The sequence below is a fragment of the Methyloligella halotolerans genome (assembly GCF_001708935.1).
GTDB lineage: Bacteria > Pseudomonadota > Alphaproteobacteria > Rhizobiales > Methyloligellaceae > Methyloligella > Methyloligella halotolerans.
On sequence record NZ_MASI01000001.1, the window covers coordinates 133,030 to 151,204 of the forward strand.

Here is an 18,175-nt window from a genome sequence, read left to right on the forward strand (position 1 = left end):
GCCGCGGCAATGCCGGGCGCGTTTTTCTTTGCCTGATCGGCCGGGTGCCGGCCGCCGGGCGAGATCCTATTGCTTCGGATCGCCCACTTCACCATGAACCTTCGGCGGGGTGAACTCGATGCCCTCTTCCTTCTCGTGGGCAGCGATCGCGGCGTCCTTGATGCCGGCAAGACCGTCCTTGTAGATGCCGGTGACGATCTCCTCGGCCTTCTCATCGGTGGCGCCGTCCGCGTCGAATTCGCCGGTCCAGTAGATCACCGTGCGGTTGGGCTCGTCGTCTTTCTCGACCCAGATCTTGGATTTGTAGTTCTTGACGGGCAGGGGGCTCTCCACGATCTCGTAAGAGTAGCTGTGGTCGTCCTGACCGGTCCGCTTCTCGACGATCTTGCCACCGTCGCCGAGGGTCAGCTCACGGTACGTGTCGCCGTCCTTTTCGCTCTCGACGCACTCGACGACAGCCGGGTGCCAGTCCTTGATCGAGCAGAAGTCGCTCACCAGTGCCCAGACCTGATCGGGCAGGCCAGGGGCTTCGGTGCGGCCCTTGGCGTCAGCGGCGAGCGCCGAACTGCCGCAAAATGCGGTGAGGGCGGCGACTGCTATGGCGCTTCTCCATGTGGGCATATGTTTTCCTCCAAATCGTCTTTGTGTAGCTTGCTAAAAACGAATTCCGGCATCCTAGTGCAAGTCAGCGGTGGAGCAAGTGTGCGGCGACAGCCCTTGTTCCGCCATGCCGTTCCTTACGCTATACGAAGGCCAATGTTCCCGGGCCGTGAATCGGAGCCTTTGCCATTATTTCCATGAGATATAGCAGCCTCTTCGTCGTTCTACTCGCAGCACTCCTGGGGGGTACCCAGCCTCGGCAGAGATCCGGGTGGTGCCCAAGAGCCAGGCCGCGCTGAAGCAGTCCTACGCGCCGGTGGTCAAGAAGGCGGTACCGGCGGTGGTGAACGTCTATGTGAGCCGCCGGGTGTCCCAGCGGGTCTCGCCGTTCATGAACGACCCGTTCTTCCAACGCTTCTTCCGCGACTTCGGCATGCCGCGGGAGCGGGTGCAAAACTCGCTCGGCTCCGGGGTGATCGTGGGGGACGAGGGGATCGTGGTCACCAACAACCATGTCATAGAAGGCAGTGGCGAGGCGGAGATCACCGTGGCGCTCTCGGACGGTCGGGAGTTTCCGGCCGAGATCATCCTGAAGGACGACAGGACGGATCTGGCCGTGCTCAGGCTCGATGCCAAAGGCGAGAAATTCCGCTCGGTCGCATTCGCCGATTCCGACAGCCTGCAGGTGGGCGATATCGTGCTCGCCATCGGAGACCCGTTCGGCGTGGGGCAAACGGTAACAAGCGGCATCGTCTCGGCGCTCGCCCGGACCCAGGTGGGCATCTCGGACTACCAGTTCTTCATCCAAACCGATGCGGCCATCAATCCCGGCAATTCGGGCGGCGCGCTGATCGACATGGACGGCCATCTGGTCGGCATCAACACCGCAATCTTCTCCAAGAGCGGCGGGTCGCACGGGATCGGATTCGCGATTCCCTCCAATATGGTGCGGCTGGTGGTGAAGGCGGCACTTGAAGGCGGCACGGTGCGGCGGCCCTGGCTTGGCGCGTCGCTGCAGCCGGTTACCTCCCAACTGGCCGATACGCTGGGCCTCAAGAGCCCGCGCGGCGCGCTGGTGAACGAGATCAACGCCGCGGGACCCGGCGCCAAGGCCGGACTTCAGGTCGGCGACGTGGTCTTGAGCGTAGACGGGATGGCGGTGAAGGACCCGCAAGCCCTGCAGTACCGGCTGGTGACCAAGGGGATCGGCGGCACGGCCACGCTCGGCGTCATGCGCGATGGACGGGCTCAGGATGTGACGCTGAAGCTGGTGCCTGCGGCGGAAGTGCCGCCCCGGAACGAGAAGCTGCTCGAAGGGCGCACGCCGCTCACCGGCGCCAAGGTCGCCAATCTCTCGCCGGCCGTGGCGGAGGAGCTCGACCTCGCCAATGAAGGGCCGGGCGTCGTGGTAATGGACGTTACCCGCGGGACCGTTGCGGCGCGGGTCGCTTGCGGCCGGGCGATATCGTGAAGACGGTCAACGGCGAGGAGGTGACGGCGGTGAAGCAGCTCGTCACTCTGCTGTCCAACAATACCGGCGGCTGGGAGCTGCAGATCGCGCGGGGCGGCCGCATCTTGAGCCTTCAGATCGGAGGCTAGGACCTAACAGATGTCCAGTTTGTTCGAAGCCGCCGGAATGGAGCGGAACGCGCCGCGGCCTTTGGCCGACCGGCTCCGGCCCGAGAGCTTGGCGACCGTCATCGGCCAGGAGCATCTGCTCGGCGAAAACGGCCTTCTCACGCGGATGGTTGCGGCCGGCCGGCTTAGTTCCGTCATCTTCTGGGGACCGCCTGGGACGGGCAAGACGACGGTTGCCCGCCTGCTGGCCCAGGTCACCGATCTCGATTTCGTGCAGCTCTCGGCGATTCAGTCCGGCGTGCAGGATCTCCGCAAGGTCTTCGATGCGGCGAAGGCGCGCCGGGAGCAGGGGCGGGGCACGTTGCTCTTCGTGGACGAGATCCACCGCTTCAACCGGTCCCAGCAGGATGCCTTCCTGCCGCATATGGAGGACGGCACGATCACGCTGGTCGGCGCGACGACGGAGAACCCGTCCTTCGAGCTGAATTCGGCCGTGCTGTCGCGCTCGACCGTGCTGACCTTCAGACGGCTGGATCACGACGCGTTGGCCGAGTTGCTCGTGCGGGCGGAAGAGTTCGAAGGCCGAAAGCTCCCCCTCGACGACGATGCCCGCTCGGCGCTGATCGATATGGCCGACGGCGACGGCCGTGCGCTGGCGACGCTCGCCGAGGACGTGCTACTCGCCACCCATAAGGGGGTTGAGAAGCCGCTGACGCGGGAAGAACTGACCGAGCTGGTTCAGCGCCGGGCGCCGCTCTACGACAAGTCACAGGACGGCCATTACAATCTCATCAGCGCGCTCCATAAATCGGTGCGGGGGTCCGATCCGGACGCGGCGCTCTACTGGCTGGCGCGCATGCTGGCGGGCGGCGAAGACCCGCTCTATATCGCCCGGCGGCTGGTCCGCATGGCCGTGGAAGATATCGGCATGGCCGATCCGGTGGCGCTGGTGCATGCCAACGCCGCGAAGGACGCCTATGACTTTCTTGGGTCGCCGGAGGGCGAGCTCGCGCTTGCGCAAGTCACCGTCTATCTCGCCACGGCGCCCAAGTCGAACGCCGCCTATATGGCGTTCAACGCAGCGACAAGGACGGCGCGGGAGCACGGCTCCTATCTGCCGCCGAAGCATATCCTGAACGCCCCAACCCGGCTCATGAAAGACGAGGGGTACGGGGCGGGCTACGCCTACGACCACTCCCAGGAAGGCGCGTTCTCGGGGCAGAACTATTTTCCGGACGAGATGGAGCGGGAGCAGTTCTACAAGCCCACGCCGTATGGCTACGAGGAGCAGGTGGGCAAGCGGCTTGAGCGCTGGTCGAAAATCCGCGCGGAGCGTAGCGGGGCAGGGAAAGCGCCGGGCAAGGGGGAGTCATGACCATTTTCTACGTTGCGGCAGGTGGCGCGGTCGGTGCGAGTCTCCGCTACCTCGTCGGCGTGGCCTCGGGCCGGCTGATCGGCTTCGGGTTTCCTTGGGGAACGCTGGTCTGCAACGTGCTGGGTTGTTTCCTCATGGGTGTGCTGATCGAGGCCATGGCGACGAAGCTGACCGTACATAACGATCTCCGGGCGTTTCTCGCGGTCGGCCTGCTGGGCGGGTTCACCACCTATTCGGCGTTTTCCGCGGATTTCGCCCTGCTGCTGGAACGGGGCGACACGGTTCAGGCCATCCTTTACGTCGCGACGACCGTCACCCTTGCGCTTGCCGGCGTGTTCGCCGGGCTGGCCTTCGTCCGGGCGCTGTAAGCATGGCCGGGGTCGAGACAAGGGAGGTTTCCCGGGACGAGGACGGCATGCGGCTCGACCGCTGGTTCAAGTCCCATTACGCGAGCCTTCCCCATAGCCGACTGGAGAAGCTGCTCAGAACGGGGCAGGTGCGGGTCGATGGCGGCCGGGTGAAGTCTCATACGCGGCTGGAGGCGGGCCAGCAGGTACGGGTGCCGCCCATGCAGGCTTTCGAGGGCGGCCGATCGCCGAAGGAGAAGCCTCAGCTCAGCGCCGCGGATGCGAAATTCCTGCGCGACATCACGCTTTACGAGGACGACGATCTCCTGATCCTCAACAAACCCTCGGGCATGGCGGTGCAGGGGGGCAGCAAGACGGCGCGGCATATCGACGGGATGCTGGCAGGGCTCGGCGACGGGCCGGAGACGCGTCCTCGGCTGGTGCACCGGCTGGACCGGGATACGTCGGGCGTGTTGGTGGTCGCCAAGCGGCGCTCCATCGCCGCGACACTCGGCAAGGCCTTCCAGACCCGGTCGGTGCGGAAGATCTACTGGGCCGTGGTGCATGGCCTGCCGAAGCCGCCCCAGGGCAAGATCGATGCAGCGCTGGTGAAGGCCACGGGACCGGAGGGGGACCGGGTGCGAAAAGCCCGGCCGGGCGAGCAGGAGCAGGCTCAGAGCGCGGTCACGTATTACGCGGTGGTGGATCGGGCTGGCGAGATCGCTTCCTACGTCTCCCTCAAGCCCGTCACGGGACGCCAACACCAATTGCGCGCCCATATGGCCATGTGCGGACACTCGATCCTTGGCGACAGTAAGTATCCGCCGGACGAAGGGCAGGAGCTGCCCGAGGGCATCGCCAACAAGCTGCATCTCCATGCCCGGCGCATCAGTTTCAAGCATCCGACGGGAGACGGCATCGTGGACGTCACGGCGCCGCTTCCCGATCATATGAAGGCGAGCTTCGCCGCCTTCGGATTTACCGAGAAGGGTGGCGAAGACGCGCAATAGCGAGCCCGGCTGGTTGGGGCAAAATCCGGAGGACTGAGAGATGATCTCGCGATCGACCTGGTTCGGGCGGTTTGCCCATGATGTGGCCCGGCTCACCGGCCGGCCCTTGACCTTCCTGATAGCCGTCGGAGTGATCGTCGTGTGGGGCGTAACGGGACCCCTTTTTGATTACAGCGACACCTGGCAGCTTGTGATCAACACCAGTACCACGATCGTGACCTTCCTGATGGTGTTCGTGATTCAGAACACCCAGAACCGGGATACGGCGGCGATGCACATCAAGCTGGACGAGCTGATCCGCGTGAACACCCACGCCCGCAACGTCATGCTCAATCTCGAAGAGCTCGACGAAAAGGAGCTGGAGCTGATCCGCAGCGACTTCGAGGAGCTTGCGAAAGAGGATGCGGAGCGCCGCAGAGGGGCGGCGCTCGAGACGAGGTAGAGAGTTGGTTGGAGGCATTTTGAGCTTGGACCGTTTTTACAAGGAGGTCTCGGTGGGCGAGACCGAGACCGGCGAATTTCAGCTGTTGCTGGATGGACGGACCGTGAAGACCCCGGGACGGAATGTTCTGGCGCTACCGAACCGGGATCTGGGCGAGGCGGTCGCCGAGGAGTGGCGCGCCCAGGGCAAGCAGATCCTGCCGGAGACCATGCCCATGACCCGGCTGGTCAATACGGCGATCGATGGGGTGCGGGACAACGAGGCGGCGGTGGCAGACGATATCGCCACCTTCGCCGGCACCGATCTTCTCTGCTATCGGGCCGACGGGCCTGACGGGCTCGTGGCCATGCAGGGTGAGGCTTGGGATCCCGCTCTGCGCTGGGCGGAAGGCCGCGTGGGCGGGACGTTCCACCTCTCAGAAGGGGTGATGCATGTCGATCAGCCGGACGAAACCATGGCGGGGATCCAGTCGTTGCTCTCGGGGTTCACGCCGTTCGAGCTTACCGCGCTTCACATCATGACGAGCCTGACGGGTTCGGCCGTGCTGGCGCTGGCCGTGGCCGAGGGCGAGCTCTCGACCGAAGATGCGTGGGGCGCGGCCCATGTGGACGAGGATTGGCAAATCTCCCAGTGGGGCGAGGACAAGGAAGCCTCGGACCGCCGGGCCAAGCGGAAGGACGATTTCGACACGGCGGCGCGCATGATGGCGCTGGTGCGGAACTAGCGGCGATCGCCCCCAGGGCTTGCCTCTGGGGCCTGCCATGCTATTGAGCGTGGCAGTAATCACAGTCGGGTTGGGGAAGGCATATGAAAGAAGTCCTCGAAGAGCTTGAGATGCGCCGGGAGAAAGCCCGGGCGGGCGGCGGCCAGAAGCGCATCGACGCCCAGCACAGTCGCGGCAAGCTGACCGCCCGCGAGCGGCTGGAGCTGCTGCTCGACGACGGCTCCTTCGAGGAGTTCGACATGTATGTCGAACATCGCTGCACCGATTTCGGGATGGAAGAGACCAAGGTGCCGGGCGACGGCGTGGTGACCGGCTGGGGCACCATCAACGGCCGGGTGGTCTATGTCTTCGCCAAGGACTTCACGGTGTTCGGCGGCTCGCTGTCCGAAACCCATGCCCAGAAGATGATCAAGATCCAGGACATGGCGCTGAAGAACCGCGTCCCGATCATCGGCCTGTTCGATGCGGGCGGCGCGCGCATCCAGGAAGGCGTCGCGGCGCTGGGCGGTTATGGCGAGGTCTTCCTGCGCAACGTTCAGGCCTCCGGCGTGATCCCGCAGATCTCCGTCATCATGGGGCCGTGCGCGGGCGGCGACGTCTATTCGCCAGCCATGACCGACTTCATCTTCATGGTGCGCGACACGTCCTACATGTTCGTCACCGGTCCCGACGTGGTGAAGACCGTGACCAAGGAAGAGGTGACCGCGGAAGAGCTGGGTGGGGCCTCGATCCACACCACCAAGTCCTCGATCGCCGACGGCGCCTACGACAATGACGTGGAGACGCTGCTGCAGATGCGGCGCTTCATGGATTTCCTCCCCGCGAGCAACCTTTCCGGGGTGCCGGAGCTGCCGACCCAGGATCCGTGGGACCGGGCGGACCATTCGCTCGATACGCTCATCCCCGACAATCCGAACATGCCCTACGACATGAAGGAGCTGATCACCAAGGTCGTGGACGAGGGCGATTTCTTCGAGATCCAGGAGGATTTCGCCAAGAACATCGTCACCGGCTTCGGGCGCATGGAGGGCCGCACCATCGGCGTGGTGGCGAACCAGCCCATGGTTCTGGCCGGCGTGCTCGATTCCGATGCCTCGCGGAAAGCGGCTCGGTTCGTGCGCTTCTGCGATTGCTTCCAGATCCCGCTGGTGACCTTCGTCGACGTGCCGGGCTTCCTGCCGGGCACGGCCCAGGAATATGGCGGTCTCATCAAGCATGGCGCGAAGCTGCTCTTCGCCTTTACCGAGGCGACCGTGCCGAAGGTCACCGTCATCACCCGCAAGGCCTATGGCGGCGCCTACGACGTCATGTCCTCAAAGCACATCCGGGCAGATGTGAACTATGCCTGGCCGACGGCCGAGATCGCGGTGATGGGCCCGAAGGGCGCCGCCGAGATCCTGTATCGCGCCGACCTGAACGACCCGGAGAAGATCCAGAAGCGTATCGCCGAATACGAGAAGCGCTTCGCCAATCCGTTCGTGGCGGCGGAGCGGGGCTATATCGACGAGGTGATCATGCCCCACGGCACCCGCCCACGTATCGCCCGGGCGCTCCGTATGCTTCAGAACAAAGAAGCCGAGACCCCGTGGAAGAAGCACAACAACCTGCCGCTCTGAATAACGGTCCCATGACATTGTTGCGGGAAAACGCGAAACCCCGGTAAGCTTACAACCGGTTCAGTGGTTCAGGGGGATGTCATGCGTTTATCTGCTACGATTCTGGGACTTGGGCTGGCTTTCGGAGGCGCCGCTTTAAGCGCCACGCCGGCCGCGGCCTATACCTGCGGTGAGCTCTGGTGGCTGCGCAACCAGATCTATCATGCGAACGGCTACTGCTTTAAGACCCGCAATGCGATCAACACGTTCGGCAATGCGGGATGTCTCTACGACAACGCCAACTCCATGCCGATGTCGACGACGGACCGCGACGCGGTGGCGACGATCAAGCAGCAGGAGCGCTATCAGGGCTGCCGCTAGAGTCTCCAAGCCTCGTCTTCCGCCGCCCTCTGTGATGGCTTGAATGGCGCCGATACGGTCCGGCGCGGCATCAGGATGCCTCGTTTCCCCCGCCGCCCGGGAGGGGCGCTTCCGTGCGCTCAAACTGATTCTCGCGCGTCACGAGAGGCGCATGAGAGGCGGGCTCTCATCGGCCCGCTCTTAACCGCCTGAAAACGCTTTTTAAACTGGAAGCGCGAACAAAGCTTGCTTCTGGGCGTTGGTCCCTCTCTTTATTGGCAAATTCACCTATTGAACGGAGGCAGTTTTGACGAAGCTCGCGAAATTTATTCCTATTGCCGGTGCCGCTTTGATAATGTCCACCGCCGTCTATGCGGCCGACGCGGAGATCAGCGACACCATGAAAGTCGTCGATCCCGACATGGACAACGCGCTGACCCTGGAGGAAGCTCAGGCGGCCGGCGCCAAGGTGTTCAAGAAGCTGAACACGGACGACGACAACACCCTGGAAGCGGACGAGCTGAAGGGCCGCGTCAGCGAGCGGCAGCTCAAGAAGGCCGATCCGGACGATGACGGTTCTCTCGACATGGCCGAGTACGAGGCCCTGATCAAGAAGCGCTTCGAGGCGGCCAATCCCGATGGCGACGACACCATCGAGTCCGATGAGCTTGAGACCAAGAAGGGCAAGAAGCTCCTCGAGCTGATCCAGGAGTAAGACTCCATGTTTCCGGCGGCGAACCGGTCTTGATGGCTTGGTTCTGCCCGGAACGAAAATGGCCGCCCTTCGGGGCGGCTATTTTTTTGCCTTCTCCGGGGTGGCGGCCTCCCCGGTGACGGGAGCTTCGGCCGGCGAACCGGAAGGCCTGTGTTGGCCGGCTTTGTTATCTCTCAACTTGGTATCTCGCGTTTTCTCGGCCTCGTTCCCGGCTGGCTTCTTCGCCTTGTCCGGCTTTGGCCACGGCTCGGCCAGGAAATCGAGCATAACCTTGTCGAACTCGTCCCGGCTCTCAAGCTGGGGAAGGTGGCCGACGCCTTCGAAGATGGCTGCCCGGGCATGGGGCATCTTCTTCACGATGGCTTGCGCGTTTTCGGCGTTGTGGCCCATCTTGGCCTGCATCTCCTTCGGCGCCGCGTTCTTGCCCGGCGCGACATGGTCGTTCTCGCCCATGACGATAAGCACGGGCTGCTTCACGAAGGGCATGTCGTAGATCACGGGCTCGCGCAGAACCATCTGAGCCGAATTGGCGAAGCTTCTGAGCCAGCGAGGAAATTCGGCGCTGTCGCGCATGCCGGTCCTGGCCCAGACGAACGGATCGAGCTCCTCGTCGGGCAGGGTGAGATTGTAGCGGGTCTTCAGGCTTTCCCGGTACTCCTCCGGTGTGACCTTCGCCTCGATGCCGATCAGCGTCTCGGTCGCGACCGGGGGCACGTAGAGGCCGTAATCCTCAAGCCCGATGGGCCCGGTCAGCAGCACGCGGTCGACCCGTTTCGGAAAATCGCGGGCGAACCGCATGGCCAGCATGCCGCCCATGGAATGGGCCACAACATCGACCTTCTCGATGTCTAGGGAATTCAAAAGACGCGCGGTGTTGCGCGCAAGCTCGTCGAAATGCAGGTCGAAGACCGGTTTGGAGGACTTGCCGAAGCCGATCTGATCAGGGGTGATCACCCTGTACCCGGCGCCGCTCAGTGTGGCGATGACGGGTGCCCAGTAGCTGGACGGGAAGTTCCGGCCATGTAGCAGGAGCACGGTCCGCCCGTTGGACTTCCCCTTCGGCGCGACGTCCATATAGGCCATGTTGAGGTCCTGGCCCTTCCGGGTGATCGGAAAGAGCTTGACCTCATAGGGGTAGGGGTAGCCTTCGAGCGCGATGCCGAGAGGCGGAAACCCGCCTGCGTTCTGGCCGCCGCCATCGGTTTCCGCAGCCTGGGGTGCGTGCCAGGAGGCGGGAGTCATCAGGAGCACCACCAGCATCGACAGGGCGGCAGGTCGCGTGAAAATTTTCGTCATCGGTTTCCTTTCGGCCGCCCGCCGGACTCGGCGAGAACAGGCCAATCCTTAAGGATATCGAGAGCCCTCAACCCTAAGATCCGGGCCGAGGCAAAAACCTTTGCGGAACGGTTGGTTCCAGGGTTATTGCAAATCGGCCAAACCCTGCTATCCCGAGGTCCGATAATCGCCTGGACGGCGCAATTCCGCCGCCAACGGCAGCTAATCTTTTCGCTCTTGAGAGTTCGCTCTCGACTTTTGCCCCCGGGCCAGCCGGCTTCTGCAGGTCTTCGGCGGGTCAGTATTCCATCATGACCAAGCGCTTCATCATCGTCGGCCTCATCATTGCGGTGTTCCTGGGCGGGCTTGCCTGGTTCCAGCTCGTCTTCAAGCCGCAGATGATCGAGCAGTTCGTCTCCAAGATGCAAGGCGCGGCGCCGACCGTCACCACGGAGGAGGCGCGAACCGAGCGGTGGACTCCCGAAATTCATGCGATCGGCACGGTCACAGCCATTCGCGGCGTCAATTTGGCACCGGAGATTTCCGGCATCGTGGAGGACTACTTCTTCGAAAGCGGCGACGATGTCGAAGAGGGCAAGCTCCTGGTGCAGCTGGACGATTCCGTGCAGCGCGCGGAGCTGGCGGCCAACAAGGCGACCCTGAAGGACGCCGAGATCAATTACGACCGGCAGAGCAAGCTGGTCGACCGAGGTGCCGTGTCGCAGGCCGCCCTGGACACCGCGACGGCCAACCGGGATTCCGCCCGGGCGGCGGTGGACCAGGTCAGCGCGATCATCGAGCAGAAATCCGTCGAGGCGCCGTTCTCGGGCCGCATCGGTCTCCGCACCGTGGAGAAGGGCCAGTACGTGCCGACGGGCGAGGGGATCGTCTGGCTGCAGGCGCTCGATCCGATCTGGATCGACTTTCCGGTGCCGGAATCCGCGGCTGGGCGCATCGAGCTCGGCGACCCGGTACGGGTGAATGTGGACAGCCATCCCGAACGAACGTTCGAGGGTAAGATCACGGCGCGGGACGTTCGCGTGAGTTCCGATACGCGCACGCTGACCTTGCGCGCGACGCTGAAGAACCTGGACAAGGTTCTGCTGCCGGGCATGTTCGGCGACGTGACCGTCGATTCCGGCGAACCGAAGCAATACGTGACCGTGCCGAAGACGGCGGTCACCTACAGCCTCTACGGCGATGCGGTGTGGGTCGCGGTGCCGAACGACGGCAAGGATCGCGAGCCGAACGACAAGCCGTCCCCTGAGAGCGGCGGGGCCCAGGCGGCCGAGGCCGATCAGGGGGAAGCCCCGGACGGTCAGGCCAGCGACGGCGATGAGGCCGGCACCAAGCCGGAGGCGGAGCAGGGGCCGAAGCTCAAGGCGGAGCGCCGCTTCGTGCGGGTCGGCCCCAACCGCGGCGACCGGGTTGCGATTCTGGAAGGCGTGAAGGCCGGCGAAGAGGTCATCACCAGCGGACAGCTGAAGCTGCAGCCGGATTCCTCCGTCGAGGTGGACAATTCAGAGCGCCTGAAGGCGCCGGCCGAGCTGCCGAGGCCCTGATGCCATGAGCTTCACGGATCTTTTCATAAAGCGGCCCGTGCTTGCCATGGTGGTGAGCTTCCTGGTGCTGCTCGTGGGCGCCCAAGCCGGCCTCAATCTGCAGATCCGGGAATACCCGGAGATGTCGAATACGACCATCACGGTCACCACGACCTATCCGGGCGCTAATGCCGATCTCATCCAGGGCTTCATCACGGTGCCGATCCAGCAGGCCGTGGCGAGCACCGAGGGCATCGATACGCTCACGGCCACGTCGAGCCAGAACGTTTCGACCATCACCCTCAATCTGAAGCTCAATGCCGATCCCGACCGGGCGATGACCGACGTGCTGTCGAAGATCGCCCAGGTTCAATATCTGCTGCCGCGCGAAGCCAACGACTCCGTCGTTTCCAAGGAGACGGGCGAGGGAACGGCGCTGATGTACATCTCGTTCTCCAGCGAGGTGATGACCGCGTCCCAGATCACCGACTACCTCACCCGGGTGGTGCAGCCGCGGCTGCAGACCATCGGAGGCGTGGCGAGCGCGGAAATCCTCGGCGGGCAGACCTTCGCCATGCGGATCTGGCTCAACCCGGACCGGATGGCGGCCCTGAAGGTGACGCCTCTGGACGTGGCCCAGGCGCTGGACCGCAACAACTACACCTCTGCCGCCGGCCAGGTGAAAGGTCAGTTCACCCAGACCAGCATCGATGCGAAGACCGATGTGAGCGATCCGGAGCAGTTCGGCGAGCTGGTGATCAAGACAAATGGCGATGCGCTGGTCCGGCTGAACGATATCTCGGAGATCGAGCTCGGTCCCCAGAACGTCGATTCCTCGTCCGTCTTCGACGGGCTGAAGGCGGTGTTCATCGGGGTGGAGGCGACGCCGACGGCGAACCCGCTGACGGTCATCACCGATGTCCGCAAGGACATGCCGAATATCCAGCGGGCGCTGCCGGAAGGTCTGAAAGCGGCGGTCGCCTATGATGCGACGAACTTCATCCGCACCTCGATCTGGGAGGTCGTGACCACTCTCGGCGAGGCGGCGATCATCGTCATCGTCGTCATCTTCCTCTTCCTCGGGAATTTGCGCTCCACGATCATCCCCATCGTCACGATCCCGCTGTCCCTGGTGGGCGTGCTGGCGATGCTCTACGTGCTCGGCTACTCCATCAACCTGATGACCCTGCTGGCGCTGGTGCTGGCGATCGGGCTGGTGGTCGACGACGCCATCGTGGTGGTGGAGAACATCTACCGGCATATCGAAGACGGCATGAAGCCGGTGGACGCGGCGCTCAAAGGGGCCCGGGAGATCGTCTATCCGGTCATCGCCATGACCATCACCCTGGCGGCCGTCTATGCACCGATCGGTTTCGTGTCCGGCGTCACCGGTTCGCTGTTCCGCGAGTTTGCGTTCACACTCGCCGGTGCGGTGGTTGTCTCGGGCTTCATCGCGCTGACCTTGTCGCCGATGATGTGCTCCAAGCTGCTGCGCCAGCACGACAACGACGGCAGCGGTCTCACAGGCTTTCTGGATAGGTTCTTCAACCGGCTGAACGGCTGGTACCGGCGGCGGTTGAGCAACTCCTTGAAATACCGGCCTGTCACGGTGCTGGTGATCGTGGGCGTCATCGTGGCGACGGTCTTCATGTATATGACGAGCCAGAAGGAGCTCGCGCCGGACGAGGATCAGGGCATCCTTTTCGCCATCGTAAAGACGCCGCAATACGCCAATCTGGACTATCTGGAGCAGGCGACGGCGCAGCTTGGGAAGGTGTTCGACACGCTCCCCGAGGAAGAGCACGTCTTCACCATCAACGGCATGGGCGATGCGCATCAGGCCTTCGTCGGACTTCTGCTGAAGAACTGGGACGAGCGCGAGGGGAGCCAGGCCAGCGTGCTTCAGGAGGTGCAGCCGGAGGTCAGCAAGGTCGCGCCGGCCCAGGCGCTGATCTTTTCGCCGCCGGCTTTGCCGGGCTCGACGGGCGGCGCCGACGTCCAGTTCGTGATCACGACGACGGAGAACTTCGAGCGGCTCGCCGAGGTGACGAACGAGATCGTGAAGGCCGCGAACGAGAGCGGCATGTTCATCTTCACCGATTACGATCTGCGCTTTGAAACGCCCCAGATCTCCTTCGAGATCGACCGCGACAAGGCCAACAGCCTCGGCGTGTCCATGGCGGATATCGGCCAGTCGCTCGCGACGCTGCTGGGTGGCAACTACGTCAACCTGTTCGACCTCTACGGGCGCAGCTACCAGGTGATCCCCCAGGTGCCGCGCAAGTTCCGGCTGGATGAGGATTGGCTCACCCGCTACCAGATCCGGACCGTGTCGGGCGACATGGTGCCGCTTTCCAACGTGGCCCACGTCACCAAGACGGTGCAGCCCAATGCGCTCACCAACTTCCAGCAGCTCAACTCGGCGACCCTTTCGGCGGTGCCGTTCCCGGGGCGCACGGTGGGCGATGCGGTGCAATTCCTGGAGAACAAGGCGGAGGAGGTGTTTCCGCAGAACTTCTCCTACGACTGGCAAGGCCAGAGCCGCCAGTACATCCAGGAGGGCAACACTCTCGTCTATACGTTCGTCTTCGCGCTGGTGCTGATCTACCTCGTGCTGGCGGCCCAGTACGAGAGCTTCCGAGATCCGTTCATCATCCTGATCGCGCTGCCGACCTCCATGTTCGGCGCGCTGCTGCCCATCAGCCTCGGGCTCGGCTCGATCAACATCTACACCCAAGTGGGTCTGGTGACGCTGATCGGACTGATCGCCAAGCACGGTATCCTGATGGTCGACTTCGCCAACCACCTCCAGGAAGAGGAGGGGTACAGCCGGCGGGATGCCATCGAGGAGGCGGCCGTCATCCGGCTCCGGCCGATCCTGATGACCACGGCGTCGATGGTGGTGGCCATGGTGCCGCTCCTGATCGCGGTGGGCGCGGGCGCGGCCAGCCGCTTCGCCATCGGCCTGGTCATCTTCGCCGGGCTGACCATCGGCACCATGTTCACGCTCTTCGTGACGCCGGCGATCTATACCTTTCTTGCGAAGGACCATGCCAGCATCAAGGGCGACGAGATGCCGGCCATGGAAGGGCCGGGGGATTTCGAGCGCGCCGAGGCCGATCGGACGAAAAACGAAGAAGAGCGGCATAAACCGTACTCTTCCGCCGCTGAGTAAGGGCGTATGCGGAGGAACCATCTGGTTTACTCCGCGTCCTCTAACCTCTAGAAAGCAGTGCTCAAAAGAAGGTCTGGGGGCGTATGTTTTCGAAAATCCTGATCGCGAACCGCGGTGAAATTGCTTGCCGCATCATGCGGACCGCCAAACGGCTGGGCATCAAGACGGTGGCTGTCTATTCCGACGCCGACCGGGATGCCGTTCATGTGGAAATGGCCGACGAGGCCGTGAATGTCGGTCCGGCACAGGCGGCGCAATCCTATCTGGTGATCGACAAGATCATTGCGGCCGCAAAGGAGACCGGGGCCGAGGCCATCCATCCCGGCTACGGCTCCTTTCGGAGAACCCGGCCTTCGCGAAGCGCTGAAGAAGGAAGGCATCGCCTTCATCGGGCCCAACCCCCACGCCATCGAGGCGATGGGCGACAAGATCGAATCCAAGAAGCTGGCGGCCGAGGCGGGCGTGAATACCGTGCCCGGCTATATGGGCGTGATCGAGGATGCCAAGGAAGCGGTGAAGATCGCCGACGACATCGGCTATCCCGTGATGATCAAGGCCTCCGCCGGCGGCGGCGGCAAGGGCATGCGCATCGCCTATAGCAGGGAAGAGGTCGAGGAAGGCTTCAACGCTTCGAAGTCCGAGGCCAAATCCAGCTTCGGCGACGACCGCGTCTTCATCGAGAAATTCGTCGAAGAGCCGCGCCATATCGAAATCCAGGTGCTGGGCGACAAGCACGGCAACGTGATCTATCTGGCCGAGCGCGAGTGTTCCATCCAGCGCCGCAATCAGAAGGTTCTGGAAGAGGCGCCGAGCCCGTTCCTGGACGAGAAGACCCGCGAGGCCATGGGCAAGCAGTCGGTCGAGCTCGCCAAGGCCGTGGATTACGACTCCGCCGGCACGGTGGAGTTCATCGTCGACAAGGACAAGAACTTCTACTTCCTGGAGATGAACACCCGCCTTCAGGTCGAGCATCCGGTCACCGAGTTGATCACCGGCTTCGACCTGGTCGAGCAGATGTTCAAGGTCGCCGACGGCGAGAAGCTGGAGATCGCCCAGAAGGACGTGAAGATCAACGGCTCGGCCATCGAGGCGCGGGTCTATGCAGAGGATCCGTCCCGTAACTTCCTGCCATCCACGGGACGGCTGGTCCGCTACCGCCCGCCGGAAGTGGGCGTGGAGGACGGCGTCACCGTCCGCATCGACACCGGCGTGGAGGAAGGCGGCGAGATCTCCATCTATTACGACCCGATGATCGCGAAGCTGGTCACCCATGCGCCGACCCGCATCGAGGCTGTCGAGGCCATGGGCAAGGCGCTCGACGCCTTCGTGATCGACGGATTCCGTCACAATATCCCGTTCCTTGCCGCCCTGATGCGCCATCCGCGCTGGCGGGAGGGGGACATCTCCACCAAGTTCATCGCCGAGGAGTATCCGGACGGCTTCACCGCACCGCTGCCCGAAGGCGAGACCCGCGACGTGCTGATCTCCGTCGCCGCCGCGATCGACCATCTCAGCAATGCGCGCCGCCGCAACATCACCCAGCAGATGCTGGGTGAGCCGGTCACGTTCGCCGAAGAGCGCGTGGTCGAGCTGGGCGGAGCGGCGGAGCGGGTGACCGTCACCCCAGGCGCGGACGAGCTGGACGATTCCCTGGTGATCGCCTTCACCGGCGAGGGGAAGGGGCGCACGATCGAGATCTCGTCGGAGTGGTGGTTCGGCGATCCGGTTTGGCAGGGCACGATCAACGGCAACCATGTCTCGGTGCAGGTCCGTGCGATCCTGAACGGCTACGAGCTGACTTATCAGGGGGTCGAGGTCTCGGCGCGGGTCTATACCGCCCGCGAGGCGGAGCTGATGGCGCTGATGCCCATCAAGGAGCCGCCGGACACCTCCAAGATGCTGCTTTGCCCGATGCCGGGCATGGTGGTCTCCCTCGCCGTGGAGGAGGGCCAGCAGGTCGCGGCAGGCGACACGCTTTGCATCGTGGAAGCCATGAAGATGGAGAACGTCCTCAAGGCGGAGCGCGACGCGAAGGTCTCCAAAATCCTTGCGGAGCCGGGCGACAGCCTTAATGTCGATGCTGTCATCATGGAGTTCGAATAGGCGGGAGCTTTAGCCGTGTCCGGCGAAAGCGACGACATCAGAACCGTCACGGTCCGCATCGAGGGCCGAGTCCAGGGCGTCTATTTCCGCGCCTGGACGGAGCGCACGGCGAGAGAGCTTGAGCTCGACGGCTGGGTCCGCAATTGCGACGACGGCTCCGTGATGGCCGTGTTCTCGGGGCCGCCGGACGTCGTTGCCGACATGGTGAAACGCTGCGAGGACGGTTCGCCCGACGCGCAGGTCTCGAAGGTCACCATCGTCGACGAGGGCGGCACGCCGCCCGACGGGTTCGAAGTGATCGCGTCGGATAACTACAAGTAATCCCGCTAGCCGCGCAGGCTCTCCGGCCAGGCGTCGAGCAAGGCCGCGTCGACCTTCTCAAAATCCGTATCGACCCCGAGCACCTTCAGGCTGGTAACAGGCGTGTCCTTGAGCCCGCAGGGAACGATTCCGGAGAAATGCTCCAAATCGGGCGCCACGTTGAGGCTGACGCCGTGAAAGGTCACGCTGCGGCTGACCCGCACGCCGATGGAGGCGATCTTCGCCCCTTCGACGAAAACCCCTATATCGGTGGAGGCCGGGTCGGCGGCGATGTCGAAGGCGGCCAGGGTGTCCCTTAGCCAGGTTTGCAGGCCCTGGACGTAGGCGCGCACGTCGCCGCCACGCGCCTTCAGGTTCAGCATCACATAGGCCACGCGCTGGCCGGGCCCGTGATAGGTGAAGCGGCCGCCGCGGCCGGTCTTGAAGACGGGAAAACGGTCCGGATCGATGAGTTCGGATGGGTCGGCGGACGTGCCCGCCGTATAAAGGGCAGGGTGCTCCAGCAGCCAGACGCATTCGCCGGCCTCACCGGCCGCGATCTCCGCCACGCGGCTCTCCATGGCGTTCAGCGCCCGCATGTAGGGCACGGGCTTCTTGCTGCGGAACCACTCGATTCCGGTCGTTTGGCCGGGCTCCGAATAAAGCTCCGCGCCCAGAAGCCCGGTCGTCCCGACCATTCTTGCGAAATTGGCTGTCGGCATGGGCGCCATCATGGGGGAGATTTTCAGCCTCCGCATCCCATATAAAGGGCACGCATAGGCCTCTGTCAGCTTGCGCCTCGGGTCCGAGTTTGCTAATGCAGCCCGACCTTCGGGCTCACGGCTCGAAGCACGCGCTTTCGTCGATGCACGAAAGCTTCGCCTTATCTATGCGGTCGTGGCGGAAATGGTAGACGCGCAGCGTTGAGGTCGCTGTGGGCATAGCCCGTGGAGGTTCGATTCCTCTCGACCGCACCACTCTCTCTTCCCTGGTGCATCCTCATTTTCCCGCAAGGCCGGGCTCGCCCCCCATCGG

The 18,175-nt window shown here is 63.7% G+C and carries 16 protein-coding genes, 1 tRNA gene and 1 pseudogene; 15 read left to right on the forward strand and 3 right to left on the reverse strand.

Annotation, left to right across the window (positions count from 1 at the left end; all coding sequences use genetic code 11):
* Window positions 1-66: 66 nt before the first annotated feature.
* Window positions 67-621 carry an SRPBCC family protein gene (locus A7A08_RS00740; RefSeq protein ID WP_069093657.1) on the reverse strand — a complete coding sequence of 185 codons (555 nt, stop codon included), beginning with the start codon at window positions 619-621 and terminating at the stop codon, window positions 67-69.
* A 253-nt stretch (window positions 622-874) separates the two neighbouring features.
* Here A7A08_RS00740 and A7A08_RS00745 point away from each other — a divergent pair, with 253 nt between their 5' ends.
* From A7A08_RS00745 to lanM, 10 genes are all read left to right on the forward strand, one after another.
* Complete coding sequence (locus A7A08_RS00745; protein ID WP_245290767.1) at window positions 875-2,071, forward strand: Do family serine endopeptidase; 1,197 nt, start codon at window positions 875-877, stop codon at window positions 2,069-2,071.
* The gene (locus tag A7A08_RS17050; protein ID WP_280948559.1) at window positions 2,068-2,199 is read left to right on the forward strand and encodes a hypothetical protein; all 132 of its coding nucleotides are present in this window, start codon (window positions 2,068-2,070) and stop codon (window positions 2,197-2,199) included. Before A7A08_RS00745 ends, A7A08_RS17050 begins: the two co-directional genes overlap by 4 nt.
* A gap of 10 nt (window positions 2,200-2,209) precedes the next feature.
* On the forward strand, window positions 2,210-3,553 hold the full coding sequence (locus tag A7A08_RS00750; RefSeq protein WP_069093658.1) for a replication-associated recombination protein A: 1,344 nt from the start codon (window positions 2,210-2,212) through the stop codon (window positions 3,551-3,553).
* Window positions 3,550-3,921 carry a fluoride efflux transporter CrcB gene (crcB, locus tag A7A08_RS00755; protein WP_069093659.1) on the forward strand — a complete coding sequence of 124 codons (372 nt, stop codon included), beginning with the start codon at window positions 3,550-3,552 and terminating at the stop codon, window positions 3,919-3,921. The genes A7A08_RS00750 and crcB overlap by 4 nt, the downstream gene beginning before the upstream one ends.
* A 2-nt stretch (window positions 3,922-3,923) precedes the next feature.
* Complete coding sequence (locus A7A08_RS00760; RefSeq protein WP_069093660.1) at window positions 3,924-4,910, forward strand: RluA family pseudouridine synthase; 987 nt, start codon at window positions 3,924-3,926, stop codon at window positions 4,908-4,910.
* A gap of 40 nt (window positions 4,911-4,950) precedes the next feature.
* Complete coding sequence (locus A7A08_RS00765) at window positions 4,951-5,352, forward strand: low affinity iron permease family protein (RefSeq protein WP_069093661.1); 402 nt, start codon at window positions 4,951-4,953, stop codon at window positions 5,350-5,352.
* Between the two features lie 25 nt (window positions 5,353-5,377).
* Window positions 5,378-6,076 carry an ATP12 family chaperone protein gene (locus A7A08_RS00770; RefSeq protein ID WP_069093662.1) on the forward strand — a complete coding sequence of 233 codons (699 nt, stop codon included), beginning with the start codon at window positions 5,378-5,380 and terminating at the stop codon, window positions 6,074-6,076.
* A gap of 83 nt (window positions 6,077-6,159) precedes the next feature.
* Window positions 6,160-7,692 (forward strand): acyl-CoA carboxylase subunit beta, encoded by a 1,533-nt coding sequence (locus tag A7A08_RS00775; RefSeq protein WP_069093663.1) that lies wholly within the window; start codon window positions 6,160-6,162, stop codon window positions 7,690-7,692.
* 81 nt (window positions 7,693-7,773) lie between these two features.
* Window positions 7,774-8,052, forward strand: a complete 279-nt coding sequence (locus A7A08_RS00780) for a YARHG domain-containing protein (RefSeq protein WP_069093664.1) — start codon at window positions 7,774-7,776, stop codon at window positions 8,050-8,052.
* Between the two features lie 286 nt (window positions 8,053-8,338).
* Window positions 8,339-8,746 carry an EF-hand domain-containing protein gene (gene lanM, locus A7A08_RS00785; RefSeq protein WP_483428584.1) on the forward strand — a complete coding sequence of 136 codons (408 nt, stop codon included), beginning with the start codon at window positions 8,339-8,341 and terminating at the stop codon, window positions 8,744-8,746.
* 78 nt (window positions 8,747-8,824) lie between these two features.
* Here the strand turns inward: lanM and A7A08_RS00790 are convergent, their stop codons facing one another.
* Complete coding sequence (locus A7A08_RS00790) at window positions 8,825-10,042, reverse strand: alpha/beta fold hydrolase (protein ID WP_069093666.1); 1,218 nt, start codon at window positions 10,040-10,042, stop codon at window positions 8,825-8,827.
* A gap of 290 nt (window positions 10,043-10,332) precedes the next feature.
* Here A7A08_RS00790 and A7A08_RS00795 point away from each other — a divergent pair, with 290 nt between their 5' ends.
* From A7A08_RS00795 to A7A08_RS00810, 4 genes and pseudogenes are all read left to right on the forward strand, one after another.
* The gene (locus A7A08_RS00795) at window positions 10,333-11,583 is read left to right on the forward strand and encodes an efflux RND transporter periplasmic adaptor subunit (RefSeq protein ID WP_069093667.1); all 1,251 of its coding nucleotides are present in this window, start codon (window positions 10,333-10,335) and stop codon (window positions 11,581-11,583) included.
* 4 nt (window positions 11,584-11,587) lie between these two features.
* Window positions 11,588-14,737: an efflux RND transporter permease subunit gene (locus tag A7A08_RS00800; RefSeq protein WP_069093668.1), complete on the forward strand. Its 3,150-nt coding sequence runs from the start codon at window positions 11,588-11,590 to the stop codon at window positions 14,735-14,737.
* Window positions 14,738-14,820: 83 nt separating this feature from the next.
* Window positions 14,821-16,840, forward strand: a pseudogene (locus A7A08_RS00805) (acetyl-CoA carboxylase biotin carboxylase subunit).
* 15 nt (window positions 16,841-16,855) lie between these two features.
* A complete protein-coding gene (locus A7A08_RS00810) occupies window positions 16,856-17,161 on the forward strand; it encodes an acylphosphatase (RefSeq protein ID WP_069093669.1) in 306 nt (101 codons plus the stop codon).
* 5 nt (window positions 17,162-17,166) lie between these two features.
* On the opposite strand, the gene lipB is transcribed toward A7A08_RS00810, so the two are convergent.
* Entirely contained in the window at window positions 17,167-17,874 is a 708-nt protein-coding gene (lipB, locus tag A7A08_RS00815) for a lipoyl(octanoyl) transferase LipB (RefSeq protein ID WP_245290768.1), read from the reverse strand.
* Between the two features lie 157 nt (window positions 17,875-18,031).
* Here lipB and A7A08_RS00820 point away from each other — a divergent pair.
* Window positions 18,032-18,117, forward strand: a tRNA-Leu gene (locus A7A08_RS00820).
* Window positions 18,118-18,175 lie beyond the last annotated feature (58 nt).

What these genes read in the sequence shown, in the direction of transcription:
- A7A08_RS00740 (WP_069093657.1), bottom strand. Translation starts at nt 621, where the DNA reads ATGCCCACATGGAGAAGCGCCATAGCAGTCGCCGCCCTCACCGCATTT.
- A7A08_RS00750 (WP_069093658.1), top strand. Translation starts at nt 2,210, where the DNA reads ATGTCCAGTTTGTTCGAAGCCGCCGGAATGGAGCGGAACGCGCCGCGG.
- crcB (WP_069093659.1), top strand. Translation starts at nt 3,550, where the DNA reads ATGACCATTTTCTACGTTGCGGCAGGTGGCGCGGTCGGTGCGAGTCTC.
- A7A08_RS00760 (WP_069093660.1), top strand. Translation starts at nt 3,924, where the DNA reads ATGGCCGGGGTCGAGACAAGGGAGGTTTCCCGGGACGAGGACGGCATG.
- A7A08_RS00765 (WP_069093661.1), top strand. Translation starts at nt 4,951, where the DNA reads ATGATCTCGCGATCGACCTGGTTCGGGCGGTTTGCCCATGATGTGGCC.
- A7A08_RS00775 (WP_069093663.1), top strand. Translation starts at nt 6,160, where the DNA reads ATGAAAGAAGTCCTCGAAGAGCTTGAGATGCGCCGGGAGAAAGCCCGG.
- A7A08_RS00780 (WP_069093664.1), top strand. Translation starts at nt 7,774, where the DNA reads ATGCGTTTATCTGCTACGATTCTGGGACTTGGGCTGGCTTTCGGAGGC.
- A7A08_RS00790 (WP_069093666.1), bottom strand. Translation starts at nt 10,042, where the DNA reads ATGACGAAAATTTTCACGCGACCTGCCGCCCTGTCGATGCTGGTGGTG.
- A7A08_RS00795 (WP_069093667.1), top strand. Translation starts at nt 10,333, where the DNA reads ATGACCAAGCGCTTCATCATCGTCGGCCTCATCATTGCGGTGTTCCTG.
- A7A08_RS00800 (WP_069093668.1), top strand. Translation starts at nt 11,588, where the DNA reads ATGAGCTTCACGGATCTTTTCATAAAGCGGCCCGTGCTTGCCATGGTG.
- lipB (WP_245290768.1), bottom strand. Translation starts at nt 17,874, where the DNA reads ATGATGGCGCCCATGCCGACAGCCAATTTCGCAAGAATGGTCGGGACG.